This window comes from Ectobacillus sp. OTK, from assembly GCF_059698935.1.
Window position 1 is genome coordinate 3736871 of record NZ_AP048547.1, and the last position, 19067, is coordinate 3755937.

Annotated in this window: 18 protein-coding genes and 1 riboswitch; of the genes, 6 read left to right on the forward strand and 12 right to left on the reverse strand. The window is 38.4% G+C overall.

Translation table 11 applies throughout. From position 1 onward, the window contains the following. Positions 1–96 precede the first annotated feature (96 nt). Genes AC6HZ4_RS18475 through AC6HZ4_RS18490 form a run of 4 tightly spaced genes read right to left on the reverse strand, consistent with a single transcriptional unit; the run spans position 97 to position 4788 of the window. On the reverse strand, positions 97–1557 hold the full coding sequence (locus tag AC6HZ4_RS18475) for a glycoside hydrolase family 32 protein (protein ID WP_497491158.1): 1461 nt from the start codon (positions 1555–1557) through the stop codon (positions 97–99). A gap of 12 nt (positions 1558–1569) precedes the next feature. Further along, positions 1570–2403 (reverse strand): carbohydrate ABC transporter permease, encoded by an 834-nt coding sequence (locus AC6HZ4_RS18480; RefSeq protein WP_497491159.1) that lies wholly within the window; start codon positions 2401–2403, stop codon positions 1570–1572. Beyond that, a complete protein-coding gene (locus AC6HZ4_RS18485; RefSeq protein WP_497491160.1) occupies positions 2400–3341 on the reverse strand; it encodes a carbohydrate ABC transporter permease in 942 nt (313 codons plus the stop codon). Before AC6HZ4_RS18485 ends, AC6HZ4_RS18480 begins: the two co-directional genes overlap by 4 nt. 58 nt (positions 3342–3399) lie before the next feature. Further along, the gene (locus AC6HZ4_RS18490; protein WP_497491161.1) at positions 3400–4788 is read right to left on the reverse strand and encodes an ABC transporter substrate-binding protein; all 1389 of its coding nucleotides are present in this window, start codon (positions 4786–4788) and stop codon (positions 3400–3402) included. A gap of 517 nt (positions 4789–5305) precedes the next feature. Between AC6HZ4_RS18490 and AC6HZ4_RS18495 the strand changes: the two genes are divergently transcribed. Both AC6HZ4_RS18495 and AC6HZ4_RS18500 read left to right on the forward strand, forming a co-directional pair. Further along, positions 5306–6703: a hypothetical protein gene (locus AC6HZ4_RS18495; RefSeq protein WP_497491162.1), complete on the forward strand. Its 1398-nt coding sequence runs from the start codon at positions 5306–5308 to the stop codon at positions 6701–6703. Between the two features lie 428 nt (positions 6704–7131). Further along, positions 7132–7497 (forward strand): DUF1284 domain-containing protein, encoded by a 366-nt coding sequence (locus AC6HZ4_RS18500; RefSeq protein ID WP_497491163.1) that lies wholly within the window; start codon positions 7132–7134, stop codon positions 7495–7497. A 243-nt stretch (positions 7498–7740) separates the two neighbouring features. Here the strand turns inward: AC6HZ4_RS18500 and AC6HZ4_RS18505 are convergent, their stop codons facing one another. Further along, on the reverse strand, positions 7741–8151 hold the full coding sequence (locus AC6HZ4_RS18505) for an Lrp/AsnC family transcriptional regulator (protein WP_497491164.1): 411 nt from the start codon (positions 8149–8151) through the stop codon (positions 7741–7743). Between the two features lie 131 nt (positions 8152–8282). On the opposite strand from AC6HZ4_RS18505, the gene AC6HZ4_RS18510 reads away from it, so the two are divergent. From AC6HZ4_RS18510 to AC6HZ4_RS18520, 3 genes are all read left to right on the forward strand, one after another. Beyond that, on the forward strand, positions 8283–9041 hold the full coding sequence (locus tag AC6HZ4_RS18510; protein WP_497491165.1) for an MBL fold metallo-hydrolase: 759 nt from the start codon (positions 8283–8285) through the stop codon (positions 9039–9041). Between the two features lie 152 nt (positions 9042–9193). Further along, positions 9194–9682, forward strand: coding sequence for a zinc ribbon domain-containing protein (locus AC6HZ4_RS18515; protein WP_497491166.1), 489 nt, complete (start codon positions 9194–9196; stop codon positions 9680–9682). A gap of 247 nt (positions 9683–9929) precedes the next feature. Next, positions 9930–11243 (forward strand): MFS transporter, encoded by a 1314-nt coding sequence (locus AC6HZ4_RS18520; RefSeq protein ID WP_497491167.1) that lies wholly within the window; start codon positions 9930–9932, stop codon positions 11241–11243. Between the two features lie 391 nt (positions 11244–11634). Here the strand turns inward: AC6HZ4_RS18520 and AC6HZ4_RS18525 are convergent, their stop codons facing one another. Further along, positions 11635–12252 (reverse strand): FMN-binding negative transcriptional regulator, encoded by a 618-nt coding sequence (locus AC6HZ4_RS18525; RefSeq protein ID WP_497491168.1) that lies wholly within the window; start codon positions 12250–12252, stop codon positions 11635–11637. A gap of 221 nt (positions 12253–12473) precedes the next feature. On the opposite strand from AC6HZ4_RS18525, the gene pdxR reads away from it, so the two are divergent. After that, on the forward strand, positions 12474–13853 hold the full coding sequence (gene pdxR / locus AC6HZ4_RS18530; protein ID WP_497491169.1) for a MocR-like pyridoxine biosynthesis transcription factor PdxR: 1380 nt from the start codon (positions 12474–12476) through the stop codon (positions 13851–13853). Between the two features lie 335 nt (positions 13854–14188). Here the strand turns inward: pdxR and AC6HZ4_RS18535 are convergent, their stop codons facing one another. From AC6HZ4_RS18535 to AC6HZ4_RS18560, 6 genes are all read right to left on the reverse strand, one after another. Continuing rightward, a complete protein-coding gene (locus AC6HZ4_RS18535) occupies positions 14189–14566 on the reverse strand; it encodes a peptide-methionine (S)-S-oxide reductase (RefSeq protein ID WP_497491170.1) in 378 nt (125 codons plus the stop codon). Positions 14567–14654: 88 nt separating this feature from the next. Then, positions 14655–14771: riboswitch (SAM riboswitch) on the reverse strand. 235 nt (positions 14772–15006) lie between these two features. Then, positions 15007–15141, reverse strand: coding sequence for a hypothetical protein (locus AC6HZ4_RS18540; protein ID WP_497491171.1), 135 nt, complete (start codon positions 15139–15141; stop codon positions 15007–15009). Between the two features lie 253 nt (positions 15142–15394). Further along, positions 15395–16252 (reverse strand): NmrA family NAD(P)-binding protein, encoded by an 858-nt coding sequence (locus tag AC6HZ4_RS18545; RefSeq protein WP_497491172.1) that lies wholly within the window; start codon positions 16250–16252, stop codon positions 15395–15397. Between the two features lie 250 nt (positions 16253–16502). After that, complete coding sequence (locus AC6HZ4_RS18550) at positions 16503–17042, reverse strand: TetR/AcrR family transcriptional regulator (protein ID WP_497491174.1); 540 nt, start codon at positions 17040–17042, stop codon at positions 16503–16505. 380 nt (positions 17043–17422) lie between these two features. Then, entirely contained in the window at positions 17423–18508 is a 1086-nt protein-coding gene (rsgA, locus tag AC6HZ4_RS18555) for a ribosome small subunit-dependent GTPase A (protein WP_497491175.1), read from the reverse strand. A gap of 391 nt (positions 18509–18899) precedes the next feature. Beyond that, positions 18900–19043 (reverse strand): TetR-like C-terminal domain-containing protein, encoded by a 144-nt coding sequence (locus AC6HZ4_RS18560; RefSeq protein WP_497495764.1) that lies wholly within the window; start codon positions 19041–19043, stop codon positions 18900–18902. Between the last annotated feature and the right edge of the window lie 24 nt (positions 19044–19067).

The window sequence follows — 19067 nt, forward strand, 5'->3', positions numbered from 1 at the left end:
CAAAGAACAAGTGAAGATGCACTTGTTCCTTGTGATTGCGTTTCCATATCCCTATTCAATTCCCATAAGCACATAACTCGTATTGCTAAACCTACCTCATACTTCTGGCTTGAAGGTTGCATACACGATTTTTTTAAACGCAGTTTGACCTAACCCGCGGATAGAAATGTCTGTTCCTTTCCCCTCATCGTATGCTGTAAAACTGAGCACCTTTTCGCCTGAATTAATGAATACTTCAATAGAATGAAGGTCGATAAATACTTCAAGTGTTACCTCTTCCTGTAGGGGATTACAGCATTCTGAAATGTCAATTTGGCCGGAATCACCATAGTCAGATGTAAATGAAACTATAGCGTTCTCTATATCTACATATATTCGAGTCGCTTTGTCTTCACTTTTATTGAGCTCCAACTGAAACTTTTGCTTCTCCAAGGTGGAAGCATTTACACTCAAGTAAGCTGCATTTCCATCATGAAAATCGAGTGTTTCATTCACTTCCAATGCCAAGTTTTTGTAAACTGTTGTGTTTCTAAAATAGCTATTTATTTTCCCGATCGGTCGTTGGATAAGCTTATTGTCCTTCAGTGCCAGCACCCTTGGTACTGACATCATACCATTAAATCCATAATCCTTTGGTGGTACAGCTTGATGCCAGCGCTGCATCCAGCCAATTAATATTCTTTCACCATTTTTCCCTTCAGTGGATTGCGGAGCATAGAAATTGTGACCGTAATCAAGAAGACCGTGACTTTCCAGTTCAAAACTTCCCTTCTCATAATCCATCTCTCCAATTACATAAGCTGTCTTATGAATCACTTCCCCTTGGAATTCTGGATCACATGGCATGATTGAAAAAATCAATACATCCTTTCCATCCACTCGAAACAGATCCGGGCATTCTAACATCATGTTCTCTTCAAACTTAGACTGATAAATGGAAGAATGGAAGGTCCAATCCAACAAATTGAGTGACTTGAACATAATAATTTCCCCGCGCCGCTTGGCATTTCTCACTGCTAAGACGCAAAAATACACACCGTCCACTTCCAAAACTTTTGGATCTCTAAAGTCACACATCATATAGCCTTCAGGTAGTTCCTTTTCACCAATGATAGGGTTTTTTTCATATTTTTCAAATTGAATCCCATCCTCGGAAAATGCAAGACATTGATGCTCTATAATTTGAGATTCATCTTTATCAAAGCCTATATTAGGATCAATATGGCCTGTATACATTAAAAATAGTTTTCCGTCCTTTTCAATAGCACTCCCTGAAAAACATCCATTGGCATCATACAGCTTATCATTGGCCATCGCCACCGGCTTATAATTCCAATTCACAAAATCATTGGTCGTCGCATGTCCCCAATGCATATCATTCCAGACAACATCATAAGGGTTATACTGATAAAACAGATGATATTCTCCCTGATAAAAGGAAAAACCATTCGGGTCATTCATCCAACCGATTTCAGGAGTAAAATGAAACAGCGGTCTATTTTTTACTGTTTCTTTATTTTTTTGTATATAGGCGTTTGCTGTCTCTAATTTATTCACCAGAACCCCTCCTTATTTGATACCGCTTCGCATCGAACCTTCCACAATATATTTTTGGAAAACAATATATAGGATAACGATTGGAATTGTAACAATTGTTAATGCAGCCATAATATGACTTGTAAATATATTGTACTTATCGCTGAACACTGCGTTCAGTGCAACTTGGATCGGCATTAAATCCGCATTAGAAAGTGCCATTACCGGCCATAAGAAATCATTCCAAGATGCTAAGAATGTTAATATCCCTACTGTTACATACATATTCAAGCTCGAAGGTACAACGATACGGAAAAAGCATCCGATCTCACCTAGTCCATCAATCTTGGCAGATTCAATCAGTTCACCCGGAAAAGATAGAAAGTGTTGTCTAAATAAGAAAATGTTCATAACATTTACCAAAAACGGAATGAGATAGCCCAGCACTGTATTAATTAATCCCATCTCGTTCACGACTAAAAATAACGGAAGAATCGTAGCTTCAATCGGTACGATCATTAACGCAATGATGATAATTAAAATTGTGTCTTTAAATGGAAATTCAAATCTTGCTAAGGCATATCCCGCTAACGAATTGATCGTTAACCCGAAAATGACAGTGATCGATGCGTAAATTAAACTGTTCAGCAAATTCCCAAAAATATTGTAAAAACCAAGCAGCTCCGCATAAGACTTAAGTGATAAATCCGAAAATTTTGGAACGATTGCAAAAATCGTCTTAGCGTCCCTGTATATAACCTCATCAATTTTGAAGGAAGAAAGAATCATCCAAACAAGAGGAACAAGGAATTGCAGCGCTACAACTATAGCCAACAAGTAAAATAATGTTTTCTTAAATATTTTCACGCCGCTTCCTCCTTAAATAATTTTTTAATCCCTATAGATACAACAACCAAGAAAACTGTAAACACGAGTGTAACAGCACTTGCATAGCCGATATTTCTATGACGGAAACCATACTCATAGATGTATTGCAAGATGGTAATCGTTGAATAATCCGGTCCCCCGCCAGTCATAACCATTGGTTGTACAATCAGCTTAAACGCTTGAATCGTTGTTGTAATTACAAGGAACATTGTAATTGGCTTTAGGGATGGCAGGGTAACATACAAAAACTTATGCAGTGCATTTGCGCCATCGATATCTGCTGCTTCATATAAACTAGGATCGATATTCTTTAGTCCAGCTAAGAAAATCATCATTTGATAGCCGCAGCCAGACCAAGCTGATATAAAAATGATGGAAAACATCGCTTGACTAGGACTTGTAAGAAAGGGTTGTTTTTGTAAGCCGAAGTTCGCAAGCATTTGATTAATTAAACCTGATGTTGGATTCAGCATAACAGTCCAAAGAATTGAAATAACAACTAAAGATAATACCGCTGGTGAAAAATAAGCTGCTCTAAAGAAACTGTTGCCTTTAATCTTCTTATTCACAATTAGTGCAAGACCGAGAGCCATAGAAAGCTGAAGAGGCACTACAAACAGTACGAACTGCAAAGTATTAAAAAGGCTTGTTCGTAAAACCTCATCAGTTAGCATTCTAGTAAAGTTGTTCATGCCAATAAATTGTTTGGCATGAGGTTTTAATAAATAATAGTCCGTAAATGCATACGTAAATGCTAATATGATTGGCAGCACGATAAAGAGAGACGCTAACACCATCGCAGGAGTTAAAAATCCAAATGCTGTTGTGACTTCACTTCGTTTGTAACGTTGTGCATGGGGATTTCTCACCTTGACAAATCGTTTCAGACTTAGATTTCCCATCTTTAAATTACTCACTATTCCACATCCTTTGTATACAGAGGCGAGGTGTGACCCCGCCTCTTAATTTCACAGCCTATTTTTTATATTTCTCAAACTCCGCATCGATTTTCTTCGCAGCTTCATCTAAATATTTTTGAATTGTTTCTGAATCTGTTGTTTTATTTTGCGCAATTTTTAAGATAACATCTTTGGAGAATGTTTCAGATAAGTATGGATAGCCTGGTGATACCGGGCGAGCCTTGTTTGTATTTTCAACTTGGTACTTCAGCACTTTCCAAGCTTCATTGTAGTAAGGATTATCAGTTTCTGTATTAATCGCATCAATCGAATTCACTCTTGTTGGAATGGAACCGTTTTTCTCATAATATTCTTTAGCCGCTTCATCATTTGTAAGCCATTCCATCACTTCTACAACCTGCTTCACTCGTTTTTCATCTTCAATTTGACCGTTTCTAACAAATGCCCAGCTGCCTGATGGTGTATATAACCCGTTATGGCTTTCATTCATCTTCGGATATCTAACAGTTCTAAACTTAAGGTTTGGATAATTATTCTTAATTTCGTTCACATACCAGAAGCCAGCTACAGCTAATGCAGACTTCCCGCTATGGAATGTTTTTTCAGATTCTGCCGCATTCGCTAATGGCTGATCTTTAAACAATTGCGCAAACTTTGTCAAAGATTCCACACTCTTTTTGCTGTTCAAAACGCCATCTACAGTCACGCCGTCTTTATCTACAATATTAGTGTCATTTCCCCATAATAATGGTGTGAAATAATAGGTTCCCAATTCATAAGCGCCAGCAGTAATATCCGTTAAAAGCAAGCTAGTGGCAACTTCATAATTCTTATAAGCAGGATCATTTGTTGTTTTCGCAAAATCATCAATCTTTCGAGAAAGATTTACAAACTCATCCCATGTCCAATCTTCATCAGGACTTGGTACCATTGCTTTCACATCTGCCGGCAGGGTATTAATCATGTCTTCATTGTACATAATGGCAACACCGGAATCCGAGTAACCCATCGCATAAAATTTACCGTCTACTGTTCCTTGATCAATGATAGCCTTCGTAAAACCTTCTTTGAATCCATCAGTCATATGACCATCTAACTCGCCAATTACTCCCGATTCTACGTATGCCGACACGTCTGGGCCATCAAGTGTGAAAATATCAGGCATATCATTAGCAGTAATAGCCGCATTCAGCTTATCAATATAGCCTGAACCAGCACCAGCTCTTGTAATGTTTTTAATCTCAACTTTTGGCTTGTCCGGATGCTCTGCATTATAGCTCTTCACACGATCTGCAAACATTTTCCCCTCTGGATGATCTGCCGCCGCTTGTGTCCAAACAACAATTTTGTCATCAGCACCGCCTGAAGACTGCTTGGAAGAACCGCAGCCCACTAACGAAGCCGCTAACACTACTCCTGAAACTAAAGAGACTAACTTTTTCATAGTTTCATAGAACCCCCTTTGTTATCGCTTTCTTTTTTGTGTGAAGTTTAGATTGGCAATACTCTGATGAATCTATTGTCTCTTAGTATTGTCGATCTCTTAGACTTCTTGAATTGATTGTATAATTTATGAAGCGCTTTCAAAATGCGACATTCTTTTTATTTATGTTTAAATTTTTATGATTTCTGGGACTTTAGAAACGTCATCAAACTTGGCATTCCACTTAAAAAAATTAAAGAAGCTGCAAATTCACCTGAATCTGTTGTAAAAAAAGTACTTGATGGTGCCCAAAACTTAAGTAACAATGAATGCTCTGTACTTGCAGGGCATTTTTTCTTCCTTTTAACATATCTCCGAAAGAATTCCCCTTCTTGGGCCTGTGAAGAGCGAAGCCCAAGGGTAAGGAGAGATCATTCACATGTTCTCTAAAGAAATCTTTATCAAGCCCATCCGGACACTCACCATCTCCGCTCTTCCCCATATCCTATATCACATTACGCAAAAGGATGTGATTTCTATGGGCGTAGAGTTAGTCGCAATTCATTGGATGTATGTTGTCTTTTTACTTTTTATCATCGGCTGCTTTTTGCTTCGAAAGGATACAACTCTTATCTCCATCATCATGATTTTCCTTCTCGGCCTCATTGCAACAGGCTCTGTCAGCAAGGCGGTTAGCACCATTTTTAACAGTTTTATTTTCTCCATCACGGAACTATTGCCAACCATTCTTATCATCTCGATTATCGTTTCGATGAGTAACCTGTTAATTCGCACCGGCATTAACGATGTCATGATTTCCCCGTTTGCAAGCCTTATCCGTACTCCAGCACTAGCCTATTGGATTATCGGGATTGTTATGATGGTGATTTCCTTATTCTTCTGGCCATCTCCAGCAGTGGCGCTCATGGGGGCGGTTTTGCTGCCTGTTGCGCTGCGCGTCGGCTTGCCGGCAATTGGAGTCGCAATCGCCATGAATTTGTTCGGTCACGGCATCGCTTTATCGGGGGATTTCGTAATCCAAGGAGCACCAAAGCTAACGGCAGATGCAGCGGGTATTCCTGTTTCTGATGTTGTATCGGCAAGCTTGCCGCTTGTCATCATTATGGGCGTTGTTACAACGATTACAGCCTCCTTCCTCCTTCGCCGCGATATGAAAAAGGGTGTGGATTTTGAAGCAGCCAGCAGATCAGCTGCAGAAGATCATGCAGAGAAAACGGAATATGTTTTTTTACCTAAAACAACAAAACGTTTCTGGGCGGTTCTTATTCCCGTTTTGTATGCGCTTGATATTTATTTGATGGTTCATTTCAAGCTGCAGGGCGGTGATGCAACAGCACTAATCGGCGGTACGACAATCGTGATTATGCTGTTTATTCTCTCGCTTGCCTATAAAGGCACAGCACTGGAAAAAACAACAAGCTATCTGATTGAAGGATTACAGTTCGGCTTTAAAATCTTCGGGCCTGTCATTCCGATTGCTGCATTGTTCTATCTCGGTGACAGCGGCTTTACGAAAATTGTTGGAGACTTTCTGCCAAAAGGCTCCCATGGGATTATTAATGACCTAGGTGTCGCCTTGTCTCACTCTGTTCCTGTCAACACAAATGTTGCAGCTGTCGCGCTCACCGTGATCGGTGCTATTACAGGCCTTGACGGCTCAGGATTCTCCGGTATTTCCCTCGCCGGCTCTATCGCTAATCTGTTCGGTGAAGCAATTGGCCATGGTACAGCTACGTTAACAGCACTTGGCCAAATTGCGGCGATTTGGGTGGGCGGCGGCACGCTCATTCCGTGGGCACTTATCCCAGCGGCGGCAATTTGTAAGGTAGATCCATTCGAGCTCGCGCGTCGTAATTTTCTCCCTGTTGTGATTGGTCTTGTTGTCACAACAATTGCTGCCATGTTTTTTATGTAGACTCTGTTAAATCACATTATTGATTTTTGCCCAAAGAAAAAGACCGAGAAATGATATTATCCCTCCTGTGTAGACAGTGGAAAAAAATCCTATACTGTCGCACAGGAGGGATTTTTTATGGCACGAAAAGGAACCAAGTTTCAAATGTACACGAGAGAACAGAAGCTACAAGCAAAATGATTGATAAGGACAAAAAATAAGCAAGAGGAACGCTAGGGTTCCCTTGCTTTTTTGTAATGATTCCGCTTGCTGATAGTATCTTTTTATAGATTTGGGTTTTAGGTTTTGATAATTGATAAAAATCTTTTAATACAAATACATATCCCGCGTTAGTATTTGTAACAAATCAAATTTCTCAATAGTATTTTTTATTTACGATCTATCTCATCTTCAGCACTTATCTTTTTTGCCTTCTGGGCTATCGAGGAATGGGCTACTCCGAAGAATACGTGGAAAATATGACACGTTTGCATCAAGCCTTGAGAGATAACCCCGAGACGTTAATTCAGCTTATAAAGGGACCTGACCAATTGTGTGAAAAATACCCCAACTCAGGTAAATACCACTGCCAAGACGACAATATTTATGAAAGAGATGCCACTATTTTAAAGAAAATGGGGCTTAAAATCGGACAAATTCTGAGTTGGAAGGACATTGAGTCGTGCATTCGAAAGTTTGTCGTCCCCTCCGATATTCAAATTGTGTGTGAAACTTGTTTCTGGCGTTCATATGGAGTTTGTGAGGAAGGTATTCAAGAGATTCATGAAGGGAAGGGCTTAAGGAAACTTAAATAAGCCCTCCTCCCTTTTATTAATAATTCCGTTTTGAGATGCAATTTTTAAAGCGTGCCCAAGTTGTACACCTGCGTGTCGGACTTGCCCAACAAGGAATGTTGATGCCTTGAAAACGGGTTGATGCAATAGCTTTTTTGAGCAAACTATTTTGGTATTTTAAGTGAATAGATATAAAGGTCGTCTTAAAATAGAAGACCTTTATTCTTTAACTTAAGCCCTCTATATCCCATTTTTATTGACCCACTATTTATTAATAACAATTGATAATTTGTAGTTTGCATGCTTGTTTAAGTCTACCAAAAATTGATCTAATAGCTCATTAGATGGGAATCTACATTCAAGAAGATAACAACCATCCCCACTAATTTTATAGTTATTTATAATGTATTTCTCTTGCGTTTTAATAAACGAGAGATATGGCTGATGATGTGTATCTTTTATATAGATATTAATAAAAGCATACATAAAGCAACCTAATTTAACTTGATTCACTTTAATTGTATAACCCTCAATTACTCCGTTATCCTCCAATTTAGCAACTCTAGATGCGGCCGCTTGTCCTGTCAAATGAACTCTCTCTCCTAATTCTTTCATAGTAATGCGGCTATTTTGGGATAACTCTTCTAATATTCGCATATCTGTGTGATCTAACATGAAATCAACTCCTTTCAAAATTCAAGTCAAACGATAAAAACACTTGATTTTATCCATGTAAATAGTACTTGCCCATATTATAAACTAAGCACAGGCAGCAAACACAAATAAAAAGAAAAGGAGTTATAAGTATGAACATTCAACAAATTAGAAATGCTACACTGGTTATCCAATACGCAGGGAAAAAGTTTTTAGTTGACCCATTTTTAGCAGATAAGGGAACTTACCCGCCCTTTCCTAACTCATTAAGACAAGATCAATACAATCCTTTAGTTGGTTTACCCACATCACTTGACGATATTATTAACGTAGATGCTGTCATTGTCACTCATCTGCACTTAGACCACTTTGATGAGGCAGCTCAAAAAACATTACCAAAAAGTATCAAAATGTTTGTACAAAATGAAGAAGATGCACAAGAAGTGCAAAACGCTGGTTTTCAAAATGTAGAAATGTTACAAGAAGATACAATGTTTGAGGATGTCCAACTAATTAAAACAAAAGGCGAGCACGGAAGAGGAGAAATACTAAAACGTGCTGGTCTAGTGTGCGGCGTTGTCTTCGAGCATCCAACTGAGCAAACGTTGTATGTAGCTGGAGATACGGTATGGTATGAAGGGGTTCAAGAAATGATTGATACCCACAAGCCAGAAGTCATTGTAGTAAATGGCGGTGATAATCAATTCTTTGAAGGCGGTTCTCTCGTCATGGGCAAAGAGGATATCTATGAAGTATATAAGGCTGCCCCTAACGCAAAAATTATTGTGAGCCATATGGAAGCTGTCAACCATTGGACATTATCCAGAGAAGAATTAAAAAGCTTTATTGAGGAAAAAGGAATCTCCTCTCACATTCTAGTGCCAGATGATGGTGAATCATACACATTTTAACAGATCTTCGAAAGAATTCCCCTTCTTGGGGCCTGTGAAGGGCGCAGCCCAAGGGTAAGGAGGGGATGAATTTCGCTTAGGCACAGCCTAACGTATTGCATGATAGAAACATGCGTTCTATAATGGTTATATATGGAAGGGTGGTGACGGCAGTGTTGTTGAATCAAAAATATGAGATCTTTCCGACAGAGGAACAAAAAAAGATGTTAGACCGCTGGCTCCAATACTGCCGTCAAACGTATAATTCCGCCCTCTTAGACAAAGAACGCAAATATAGGCAAGCCAAAGAAAATTACACTCGCTACGATATGCAAAGACAACAAACGTTGGATAAAAAGAAGTATCCCTTTCTAAACGAAGTTCCTTCTCAGCCATTACAAGAAGTGTTTGTACGATTGAAAAAGGCGTTCGATCACTTCTTTCGCAAACATGCCAAATACCCAAAACTAAAAACGTATAAAGAGTATACAAGTATGACGTTTCCTCAATTCGGCTTCAACAAGAAGGGCAATCGAGTCAAGAAGTCCCTTTCGATCCGTACTCATATTTGTACGAAATGCGGAGTAGTACTTGATAGAGACTATAATGCTGCGCGAAACATCCTACAAAAAGCATGGGAAGGATTCCTTGTGGCAAACTGAACCAAACAAACTGTAGGGCAAGGTTGTGTCCAAACAGGATAATCTATGCCTGTGGAGATTGTGTAAGACATATTGGGAACCCCCACTATGCTACGGTCCATGAAGCAGGAAGCCCCTTCTTCAAACAATCCGAAAGGGTGTTAAGGAGGGGTCATTCATGATAAAAAACGGACAGAAATTGTAGTTTTAATTTTATATGGGAGGAGCATGAAAAGCTAAAAAATTATTTTGTTAGGAAGTGCAGTTCATGATAACTAAAATAGGGGATACAAGTAAGTCAAAACAGCAGCCTGTTTGGTTGCAAGGTTATATTGATTCACCAGAAAAACAAAAACAGCTCTATAAAAAAACATTAAGAATTGTGATCCTGTCACAAATCTTTGGAGGAGCAGGACTTGCAGCCGGTATAACGGTAGGCGCACTTCTTGCACAAGATATGCTAGGGACGGAAAGTGCAGCAGGGATTCCAATTGCCTTACTCACTTTAGGATCTGCAGGAGCTGCATTGCTTGTAGGCCGGCTTTCACAGCGTTATGGGCGCAGAGCAGGACTTGCAGCCGGTTTTCTTGCCGGTGGACTGGGTGCGATCGGCGTTATAATCGCCGCCTTAATCAACAGCGTCTTGCTTTTATTCGCTTCCCTGCTTCTTTATGGGGCTGGTACCGCCGCAAATCTGCAAGCACGATACGCGGGTACAGATCTGGCGACAGCTAAACAGCGTGCAACTGCTGTGAGCATGGCCATGGTTTCTACTACCTTTGGTGCTGTAGCCGGTCCTAACTTGGTCGATGTGATGGGAAAATTTGCGCATTCTATTGGTGTTCCAACTTTGGCTGGTCCCTTTATCTTAGCGGCCATTGCTTTTATCCTTGCCGGATCGGTTCTCTTAGTTTTTCTTCGTCCAGACCCTTTGGTTGTGTCTACAGCCATAGCGAATGTCCAGGAGAAAGACGATATAGTGCAGAAAAAACCAAATTCAGAAAGTTCTACAATGAACAAAAGAGGAATTGTCGTAGGCGCTGCCATTATGGTTTTGACTCAATTTGTCATGGCGGCCATTATGACAATGACACCGATCCATATGGGACACCATGGCCATGGTTTGAGGGAAGTTGGGTTGGTCATAGGTTTTCATATAGGCGCCATGTACTTTCCTTCACCTGTTACAGGCCTATTGGTAGATAAAGTCGGTCGTACTGCTATGGCTGTTGCTTCTGGTGCCACGCTTCTAGCCTCTGGTATACTGGCAGCTTTTGCGCCAGCAGACTCAATGGTACTGCTTACCTGCGCACTAGTACTGCTAGGTGTTGGCTGGAACTTTGGATTAATAAGCGGAACTGCTCTCATTGTAGATGCAACACATCCATCTATTCGCGCAAAAACACAGGGATCGGTTGATGTCTTGCTTGCATTATCAGGTGCCTCCGGCGGTGCGTTATCAGGAATAGTAGTCGCTCATTCTAGTTATGCGGCACTATCAATTTCTGGAGCTATTCTGTCACTGTTGCTTATTCCTGTAGTTGTTTGGTCTCGTAAGACTCAAAGCAGAGAGCTGATATAAAGTTTTTCTAATTCAAATCCTTTTAATTAGTTAAGCTGGTATCAATGTAGAGTTTTATCTAGCAAGGTGCGATTAAATTCTAATGAATAAAGGCAGCTTTCGGTAAAAAATTGAAAGCTGCCTTTTTCATATTTCTTCGTCTCGTGTTCTATCTGTGTAAACAATCGGTGGATGAATCGGAAATTTCCGTTAGTCATTTTAATGATGCTGGCCAGTGCTTCGTAACCAGAAAAGTCCTCCATTTTAATGGCTAAGCCGAGTTCGTTCCATAACACTTTATACCAATTATAAATGATTTTCTTCTTGAACTAGCCTGCTTCATTAGTAAAAGAAGTTCAACAAAAAGAGCGTTAATCCTTATTTGATCAACACTCCCGTTAATGCAGTAACATTACACGTTATTTTTTAGGTTTGCCTTCATTAAAAAGGAAATTTTTCGCTCATCTGTATTTTGGATCTGTTCCAGTTGATTAATAACTAGCTTTTGTCGATGCAGTGAATGGTTTTGACTTAACTTCGCTTTCCCCTCTATCTTGTTGATTTTTATTTTGAAGCCTTGAATTCCTTTGTTCATCCCAGCGAGAAAGTCAGCGTCTACATCTTGCAATTTGTATGAACTATTAGGACCTTCATACTTCAATACCATGTCATGCAAGGAATCAATTAACTCCTGTTCATCCTCAATAAGTTCGACTTCGCCGTATACATGAACAGTCACATAATTCCATGTTGGTACTGCTTGATTCGTCTCATACCAAGAGGGAGAGATATAACAATGAGGACCATGAAAAACTGCTAAGATTGTTTGATTTTTAATACCTTTCCACTGAGGGTTCGGAAGAGCAAAATGACCATACAAATAGTTTTTCTCCTTATTCAACAGCAGTGGTAAATGTGTAGCAAAAGGCATTCCTTCATGCATGGAAAACAATGTTGCAAAACTATTCTCCTGTATTACATCGTAAGCTACTGCTAATTCTTTTATTTCAAATTGCTTAGGGATATACATAAACAATCTCCTTTCCACCTGCATATAAACTTTTAAACAGACAGACAATTGATTCGTCAATATTATTTATTCACAATCATAGCAACTTTCACTAAGTATCTATCCTCATTGAATCTACCTTGAATAATCGAGAACCCTCATCTGTAAAATATAGTATTATACAAACTGACATGTAAAAAGGTACAATTTTAAATAAATAAACATGTCAAAGGAGATCGTAAATGAAAAATACCATTTTTGCTTTTAAGGATGATTCTCCCAAATACAAACAAATCTACGAGCAGTTTAAGTTATTTATTGAACGGGGTGACATACTTGCTGATGAACAATTGCCCTCCATTCGTCAACTTGCAGATTCCCTTCAAGTAAGTCGCAATACGACATTAATGGCTTATGATCAACTTGTAGCTGAAGGCTATATTCGTGGAGAAGGGAGAAAAGGTTATTTTGCAAATGAATTAGAGACGCTTTTATCCCAAGAAAAGTTAATTCCTCATAATAAAAAGCAAAGAGAGTCAGTGACACCTACCCTCATTGATTTCCGAGCAGGTGCCGTAGATCAAACGCATTTCCCTCTAAAAATTTGGAGGAGGATTGCCAATCAAGTATTAACATTACAGGAGAGCTTTCAATATGGGGAACCCTTTGGTGAAGTGTGCCTACGTGAACAAATTGCCACATACTTACTCCAATCTCGTGGGGTGAAAACAGATGCAAATGCCATTATTATCGGCAGTAGTACCCAACACATGCTTATCAATCTTGGACATATACTGAAGGATGATTTTCCAAGCATTACAGTAGAAGACCCTGGATACGATGGCGCTAGGAAAGCTTTTCAATTTCATTGTTTTACGATTGAACCTTTACCAGTTTATGAGGCAGGTGCTGATTTTTCACAATTAGAACAAATGAAATCACGATTAATCTATGTAACACCTTCCCATCACAGTCCATATGGGGTAAGCATGTCCATTCAACAACGGCAAACGCTTATTCACTGGGCTAACAAGATGCAAGGCTATATTATCGAAGACGATTATGATAGTGAATTTCGCTATACACAACAACCATTTCCAGCTCTCGCTTCCATTGATTCTGCAAGAGTCATTTATCTAGGGAATTTCTCAAAGTCCTTTCTTCCAGGAATTCGTTTAAGTTATATGGTGTTGCCAGAGCCACTTTTAAACCGTTATAAAAATCAATTTCTTCATTTCGAGAGTACCACTTCACTTCTTAGCCAACTCACAATGGCTAAATTTATGGAAGAGGGAGAATGGAATCGCCATATTAAACGTATGCGTCTTGTTTATAAACGAAAAATGCAGCACTTGGTATCAGTATTAAAAAAGCAATTCGATCAAAATATATTCATTATTGGTGAGCAGTCTGGTTTGTATTTATTAATCAAAGTACATCTGAAACGTTCAGAAGAATGGCTAATTCAACAAGCTTCCTTTCATGGTGTTAAAGTTTATCCTACCTCACTCTACTTCATTAAAAATAATACCGATAAACCGATTATTAAACTTGGTTTTAGTAATCTTTCTTGTGATGAAATCAAGCTTGGCGTGGAGCTCCTAAAAAAGGCTTGGTTATAAAAAACACCCCTTAATTGTAGCTTATGTCTAATAATTGCGGGGCAAATCATGAACTTTTAAAACACAGGTTCTTATTCTACTAACCTGCGCGTTCGTGAAATAAAGAAAAGGGTTGCCGCCGCAACCCCATTTTTAAACTATTGCACCCGTTTGTTTAAGTACATTCCTTCACAATCTCCACAATATTTTACATACATATTCCATTTAACTCTGTAGAGTCAATCTTGTATATGCCTAAAACATAAATAAGGTACTTCCCCTGCTAAAGGAAAGCACCGGGTTGCTGAAGAAAAAAAGTTACTTATTACACATTGTGGTCCTAATGCGAAGTTTTATTAAGATATTAATTTTATCTCTTCTAGGCTATTTATATGTTCCCATACTGGAGTAATTTCCGTAATAATTTCACCTTTAAATATATGTTTCAGCTCATTTTTCTTTTGTTTAGCTGCTGTTAATTGATTCATATCAGAAAAGAAAATGAATGATTGATTTTTAAATTGCTTACCTTCTCTGGATGTTGCATCATGTAAGTCAAAAAACAATTCTAATAATTCATTATAAGATACTTTCCAGGGATTAAACCATATTTCTACTATTTCTACATTTTTCCCTTTTAGATGTCCTCTTTGAACATATTCAATACCACGAAAACTTGTAATAAAAGCTTGTTGACTAAAAAATTCGCTTGCACCAAATACTGCTCTTTCCATTGAAATTCGCTCCTTTGAGCGATAAGCCTTCTTTCCATCAAAAAACCTCTCTTCAATCTAAAGAGAGGTTGTATGATTAAATACATTCCTCTCATCTTTCAAAGGTTATTAAACCTTTGCAGGAATTAGCACCGTTCAAGTAATATTTTGACTTGATGGTTGCCGGGTTTCATAGGGCCTGTCCCTCTACCACTCTGGATAAGAAGTTTATCGCTATTTATTTTTTATTTTTTAACTTGTTGTTAACAATATCATCTATTTATCTAAAATTCAAGTAATATTTTTTAAAAATAAAAGATTGGATTTACATACATCCCTTTATTTTTCTCTATGTCATTAAAAACAACGGTACTTTTGCAAACATATTTAAATACCTACAAATAATTTCACATTTATATTAAAAACCTGCTTGCGTTGAATTGTAAGCAGGTTTTTATTTTTTATTCACTGTTTTGTGTGGTATTAAAGAATTCCGCCTGATCTTTTTTGTTAGCCTTTATCTTATTGTTTTTTTTGCCTATTCTTCCATCTGATTCATAGCTTAAATTCATCGGTACTTTTTTATTCTTTTCCATAACTTCCCCCTTTCAAAACTAGTTTGTCCCTCCACCTTATTTTTAAATAAGATTTTTTTCTAGATACTTCTTATAAAGGCATACGTCACCATCAGCGCTTCTTTTGTAATTCCTCTGCATATATAAGGCATCTTTAATGTTAGATAGGGCTCATTTGACCCAAAAAATATTCATTAATTCTGTCAGCCTGATCGCTGGCTTCACCACAGAAAATGTAAGAAAATCACGTTCTTACATGGTACAATAAGAATAATTATTTATTTAGAGACAGAATTAATTTATCCAATGCTTCGTTAATTGGCGTTGCAGGACGTTGGAGTAATTTCTCAAGATCATTACTTTGGACTTCTAAAACCCCATCCCGAACACCAGCTTTTGTAGCTGTTAACATAGGAATTATTACTTCTGGTATACCCACTTGTTTTAAATATGCTGCATAACCAGCATCATCAACATGTTTTACTAATACTTCTTTACCGATTGCTTTACCAATTTCTGCGGCTAAGTCATCATAAGTCATGAGTTTGCCTGACAATTCGTATATCATGTTCTCATGCCCTTCTCCGGCTAATACGGCTGCTGCCGCATCAGCATAATCGTTGCGAAGTGCAAAACCCATTTTCCCTTCGCCGGCGTTTGTCACGATTGGCGCGCCCGCTAGACACGCTTTAATTGTATTTAATTCCGCCTCCAAGTATAAATTGTTACGTAAAATACAATACGGAATGCCACTTTCTAATATAGCTTCTTCTGTTGCTTTATGTGCCAAACCCATAGCAAGTGTAGTCTTATCAGATTTTGTACCGCTTGTGTATACTAAAAGCTTTACATTTGCACGTTTTGCAGCGTTAATCGCATTGACATGCTGGGCGATACGTTTCTCGTTAATCGGCTCTGTTGTTGAAATTATTAATAAGCGGTCAATACTCTCAAAAGCTTTATCTAAAGAAGCTGGATCGTTGAAATCTGCTTGTCTTACCTCAACACCATGTGCACGTAAATGTTCAGCCTTCGCTGTATCTCGAACACTTACCGCAACTTGATTGGCTGGCACACTTTTTAATAATGTTTCAACAACTCTGCTACCTAATGCTCCAGTGGCACCTGTCACTAAAATTTCATCTATATTTCCTCCCGTTAAATGGATTTAAATTCAAAGTTTTTATAACAGTTACAGTTTTTTCGACAACTGTTGTAAAAATAGTGTACAACTTAGCCTTTGCAACGTACACCAACAAAAATACACTTTTATCGGAAATCCAACAGAAAGAACATATTGTTGAAAAAGTGAAAGTCAAAATAAAGTAAAAAAATAGACACGAAAAATCGTGTCTCAATTAGAAGAAATGGAGTTCCTGTAACTACGAATGCAACATGGTGTTCGTTAATTTAGTTACCGCAACATTAAGCGTTTCTTTTCCCTCAATACAAGCCATTGCAACTCCATAAATCCCCCAGCTCCAAAAGGTAGCTTTAACGTAGTGGTCAGGGTGTTCACCGTATTGTTTAGTTAACAAATTTTGAAGTGATTGGGTTAAATGTTTTTTTATTTCCGACTCAACTTTGGGTTTGAATGCATCGTAAGCACGTTGACAATGTAATGAAAGTCCCGTTTGAGAATTGATAATGGCTTGAAGTGTTAGAATAATGGTTTTTTCATCAATAGTCTCTTGTTCTTCAATGTCCTTAAATAATTTATTAGTGATTATTTCTTTTTGGATAGAATCGATCAAATCATATTTATCCATAAAATGATAATAAAAAGTAGAACGATTAATCTTTGCTTCCTCTGTTATATCTGCTATTGAAATGTCTTCAAAATTCTTTCGCTTTGCTAGTGTATAAAATGCGTCAATTATAGACTGTCTAGTGCGCTGTATACGCGGGTCCTGTTTTTTCATACTTTCTCCTATTCCAACGAAAAAGTTTAGATCGGTTTGTTTTATAAATATGTTAACAAAGCCATTATATACTTTTTCAACAAATGTTGGAATTATTCAACTAACCTGCCCCGTTCGTTTAACAAGAAAATCAGAAACATTCTTTAGCAGAGCCAATTGAAGAAAAATTGTCGTGATAAGAAAACAAAAACATGTCGTGATAAAAGGAGTGGATTCTCCACTCCTCTTTTTATTTCCTATAATTGTTTAACAATCTGCCTTCGTTGCTAATTCAAGCCTCAAACTTCACTTTTCTTATCTTTCAGTAAAATAATGAAAGAAGGTCGGTTTTCTATTTTCAAAGAGCTGGCTCTATATGAGACCAGCTCCTAAATAACTTTTTATCTTCTTTTGTTTTTGTTTTGTTCTCTAAAGAAATTCCTTGCATTTTTCATGCCACCCATGCTGCCGAAGATGTCATTTATTTTTTCTTTTTCAATCATTCTAGAATTCAAGCTATCGTACTTCACCTCTTTTTTTAGCTTCCAATAGCTCTCCAACCGTTCAACTGACAAATGATTATCTTCTATGGCTTTTTGCACAGCGCAGTTCGGTTCACTTTTATGAGAACAGTCGTTAAAACGACATTGAGCCGCGAGATCATCAATGTCTGCAAACGATTTTGACAAATTCGCACCAATAATCCCAAGTTCCCGCATCCCGGGCGTATCAATGACAACACCTAAGCCCGGCAACAAGATTAGCTCTCGTCTTGTCGTGGTGTGTCGTCCCTTATCATCGCTTCGAATGCCACCGGTATCTAATACGCTGTGACCGAGAAGACAATTAATCAAGGTTGACTTTCCAACACCAGAAGAGCCAATGAATGCTACAGTCTGACCGCCTGATAGATACTTTTTCATGGATGGTTTCCAATCATCAGATAAACTAGTCGTTACAAGAACATCCACACCTATGGCAATCGATGATATGTCGTAAAGCCTGCTCTCAAGATCTTTACAAAGATCCGATTTGGTCAGCACAATAACTGGAGTCGCTCCGCTATCCCAGGCGATAGAAAGATAACGCTCTAGTCTCCGAAGATTAAAATCGTTGTTCAATGACATACAGATCAAAACGGTATCAATGTTTGTGGCCACTACTTGGAGATCACTTGTCGTCCCCGCCACTTTTCGTGCAAACACGCTTTTCCGTGTAAGCACATGGTGAATAATTCCGTTGCCTTGTGCGCCATCAGTTCGATCGATCATCACAAAATCTCCGACAGACGGGTATTCAGACATCGCTCTTACGCCGTGGAGAAACTTTCCCGATATTTCAGCTGTTAATTCCCCTTTTTCTGTGATTACCTTATATACGCTTTTAAATTGAGACGACACTCGCCCTATATAAAGATCTCTATATTTTTGAGACTCCTGAATAAATGTTTCAATAAGGCCTAAATGCTTCATATCTATTGTATTCAATGTTATAGCCTCCTAAAGTTTCGATTGTAACCTTTGGGAGGTCTTATGCAGGTATTATTTTGCACAACCCTCCCCGTTCGCTACAATCTCAGCCATATGCTTGTTAAACATAAAACTTCAACTCCTTTTCATTAATTGAGATAACTATATCATATTAACAGTTCCTCAAACAGTTCCTCAACTACTGGCTAAAAGAATCGGTTGGGACAAGGAGACCTTTGCGGTCAGTTGACAATTTATTTGGAAAGTTGGCGATAAAAGGGCCAAAGTTGACGATATATTCGGTAAAGTGATCGATATGTGTTAAAAGGAAAATCTCCTTCGATTAAGCATCTCTCAAGTGAACGAGAGTAAAAGCGAATGACCCCTCCTTACCCTTGGGTTTCGCCCTTCACAGGATTGAAGAAGGGAATTCTTTCGGAGATCTGTTAAACAATATCCCCGCTTGTTCTGCCATCACACGAGATGGAACTGTTATTCCATTCTTAAGCCACCATCCAACTAACCCTACGAAAGCTGAACTGAAAAATTGAATAAAAAATTTTTAAAAAAGGACATA

Excerpts from the sequence above, each read along its gene's own strand:
- AC6HZ4_RS18490 (WP_497491161.1), bottom strand. The coding sequence starts at position 4,788 with ATGAAAAAGTTAGTCTCTTTAGTTTCAGGAGTAGTGTTAGCGGCTTCG.
- AC6HZ4_RS18495 (WP_497491162.1), top strand. The coding sequence starts at position 5,306 with ATGGGCGTAGAGTTAGTCGCAATTCATTGGATGTATGTTGTCTTTTTA.
- AC6HZ4_RS18500 (WP_497491163.1), top strand. The coding sequence starts at position 7,132 with ATGGGCTACTCCGAAGAATACGTGGAAAATATGACACGTTTGCATCAA.
- AC6HZ4_RS18505 (WP_497491164.1), bottom strand. The coding sequence starts at position 8,151 with ATGTTAGATCACACAGATATGCGAATATTAGAAGAGTTATCCCAAAAT.
- AC6HZ4_RS18510 (WP_497491165.1), top strand. The coding sequence starts at position 8,283 with ATGAACATTCAACAAATTAGAAATGCTACACTGGTTATCCAATACGCA.
- AC6HZ4_RS18520 (WP_497491167.1), top strand. The coding sequence starts at position 9,930 with ATGATAACTAAAATAGGGGATACAAGTAAGTCAAAACAGCAGCCTGTT.
- AC6HZ4_RS18525 (WP_497491168.1), bottom strand. The coding sequence starts at position 12,252 with ATGTATATCCCTAAGCAATTTGAAATAAAAGAATTAGCAGTAGCTTAC.
- pdxR (WP_497491169.1), top strand. The coding sequence starts at position 12,474 with ATGAAAAATACCATTTTTGCTTTTAAGGATGATTCTCCCAAATACAAA.
- AC6HZ4_RS18535 (WP_497491170.1), bottom strand. The coding sequence starts at position 14,566 with ATGGAAAGAGCAGTATTTGGTGCAAGCGAATTTTTTAGTCAACAAGCT.
- AC6HZ4_RS18540 (WP_497491171.1), bottom strand. The coding sequence starts at position 15,141 with ATGGAAAAGAATAAAAAAGTACCGATGAATTTAAGCTATGAATCAGAT.
- AC6HZ4_RS18550 (WP_497491174.1), bottom strand. The coding sequence starts at position 17,042 with ATGAAAAAACAGGACCCGCGTATACAGCGCACTAGACAGTCTATAATT.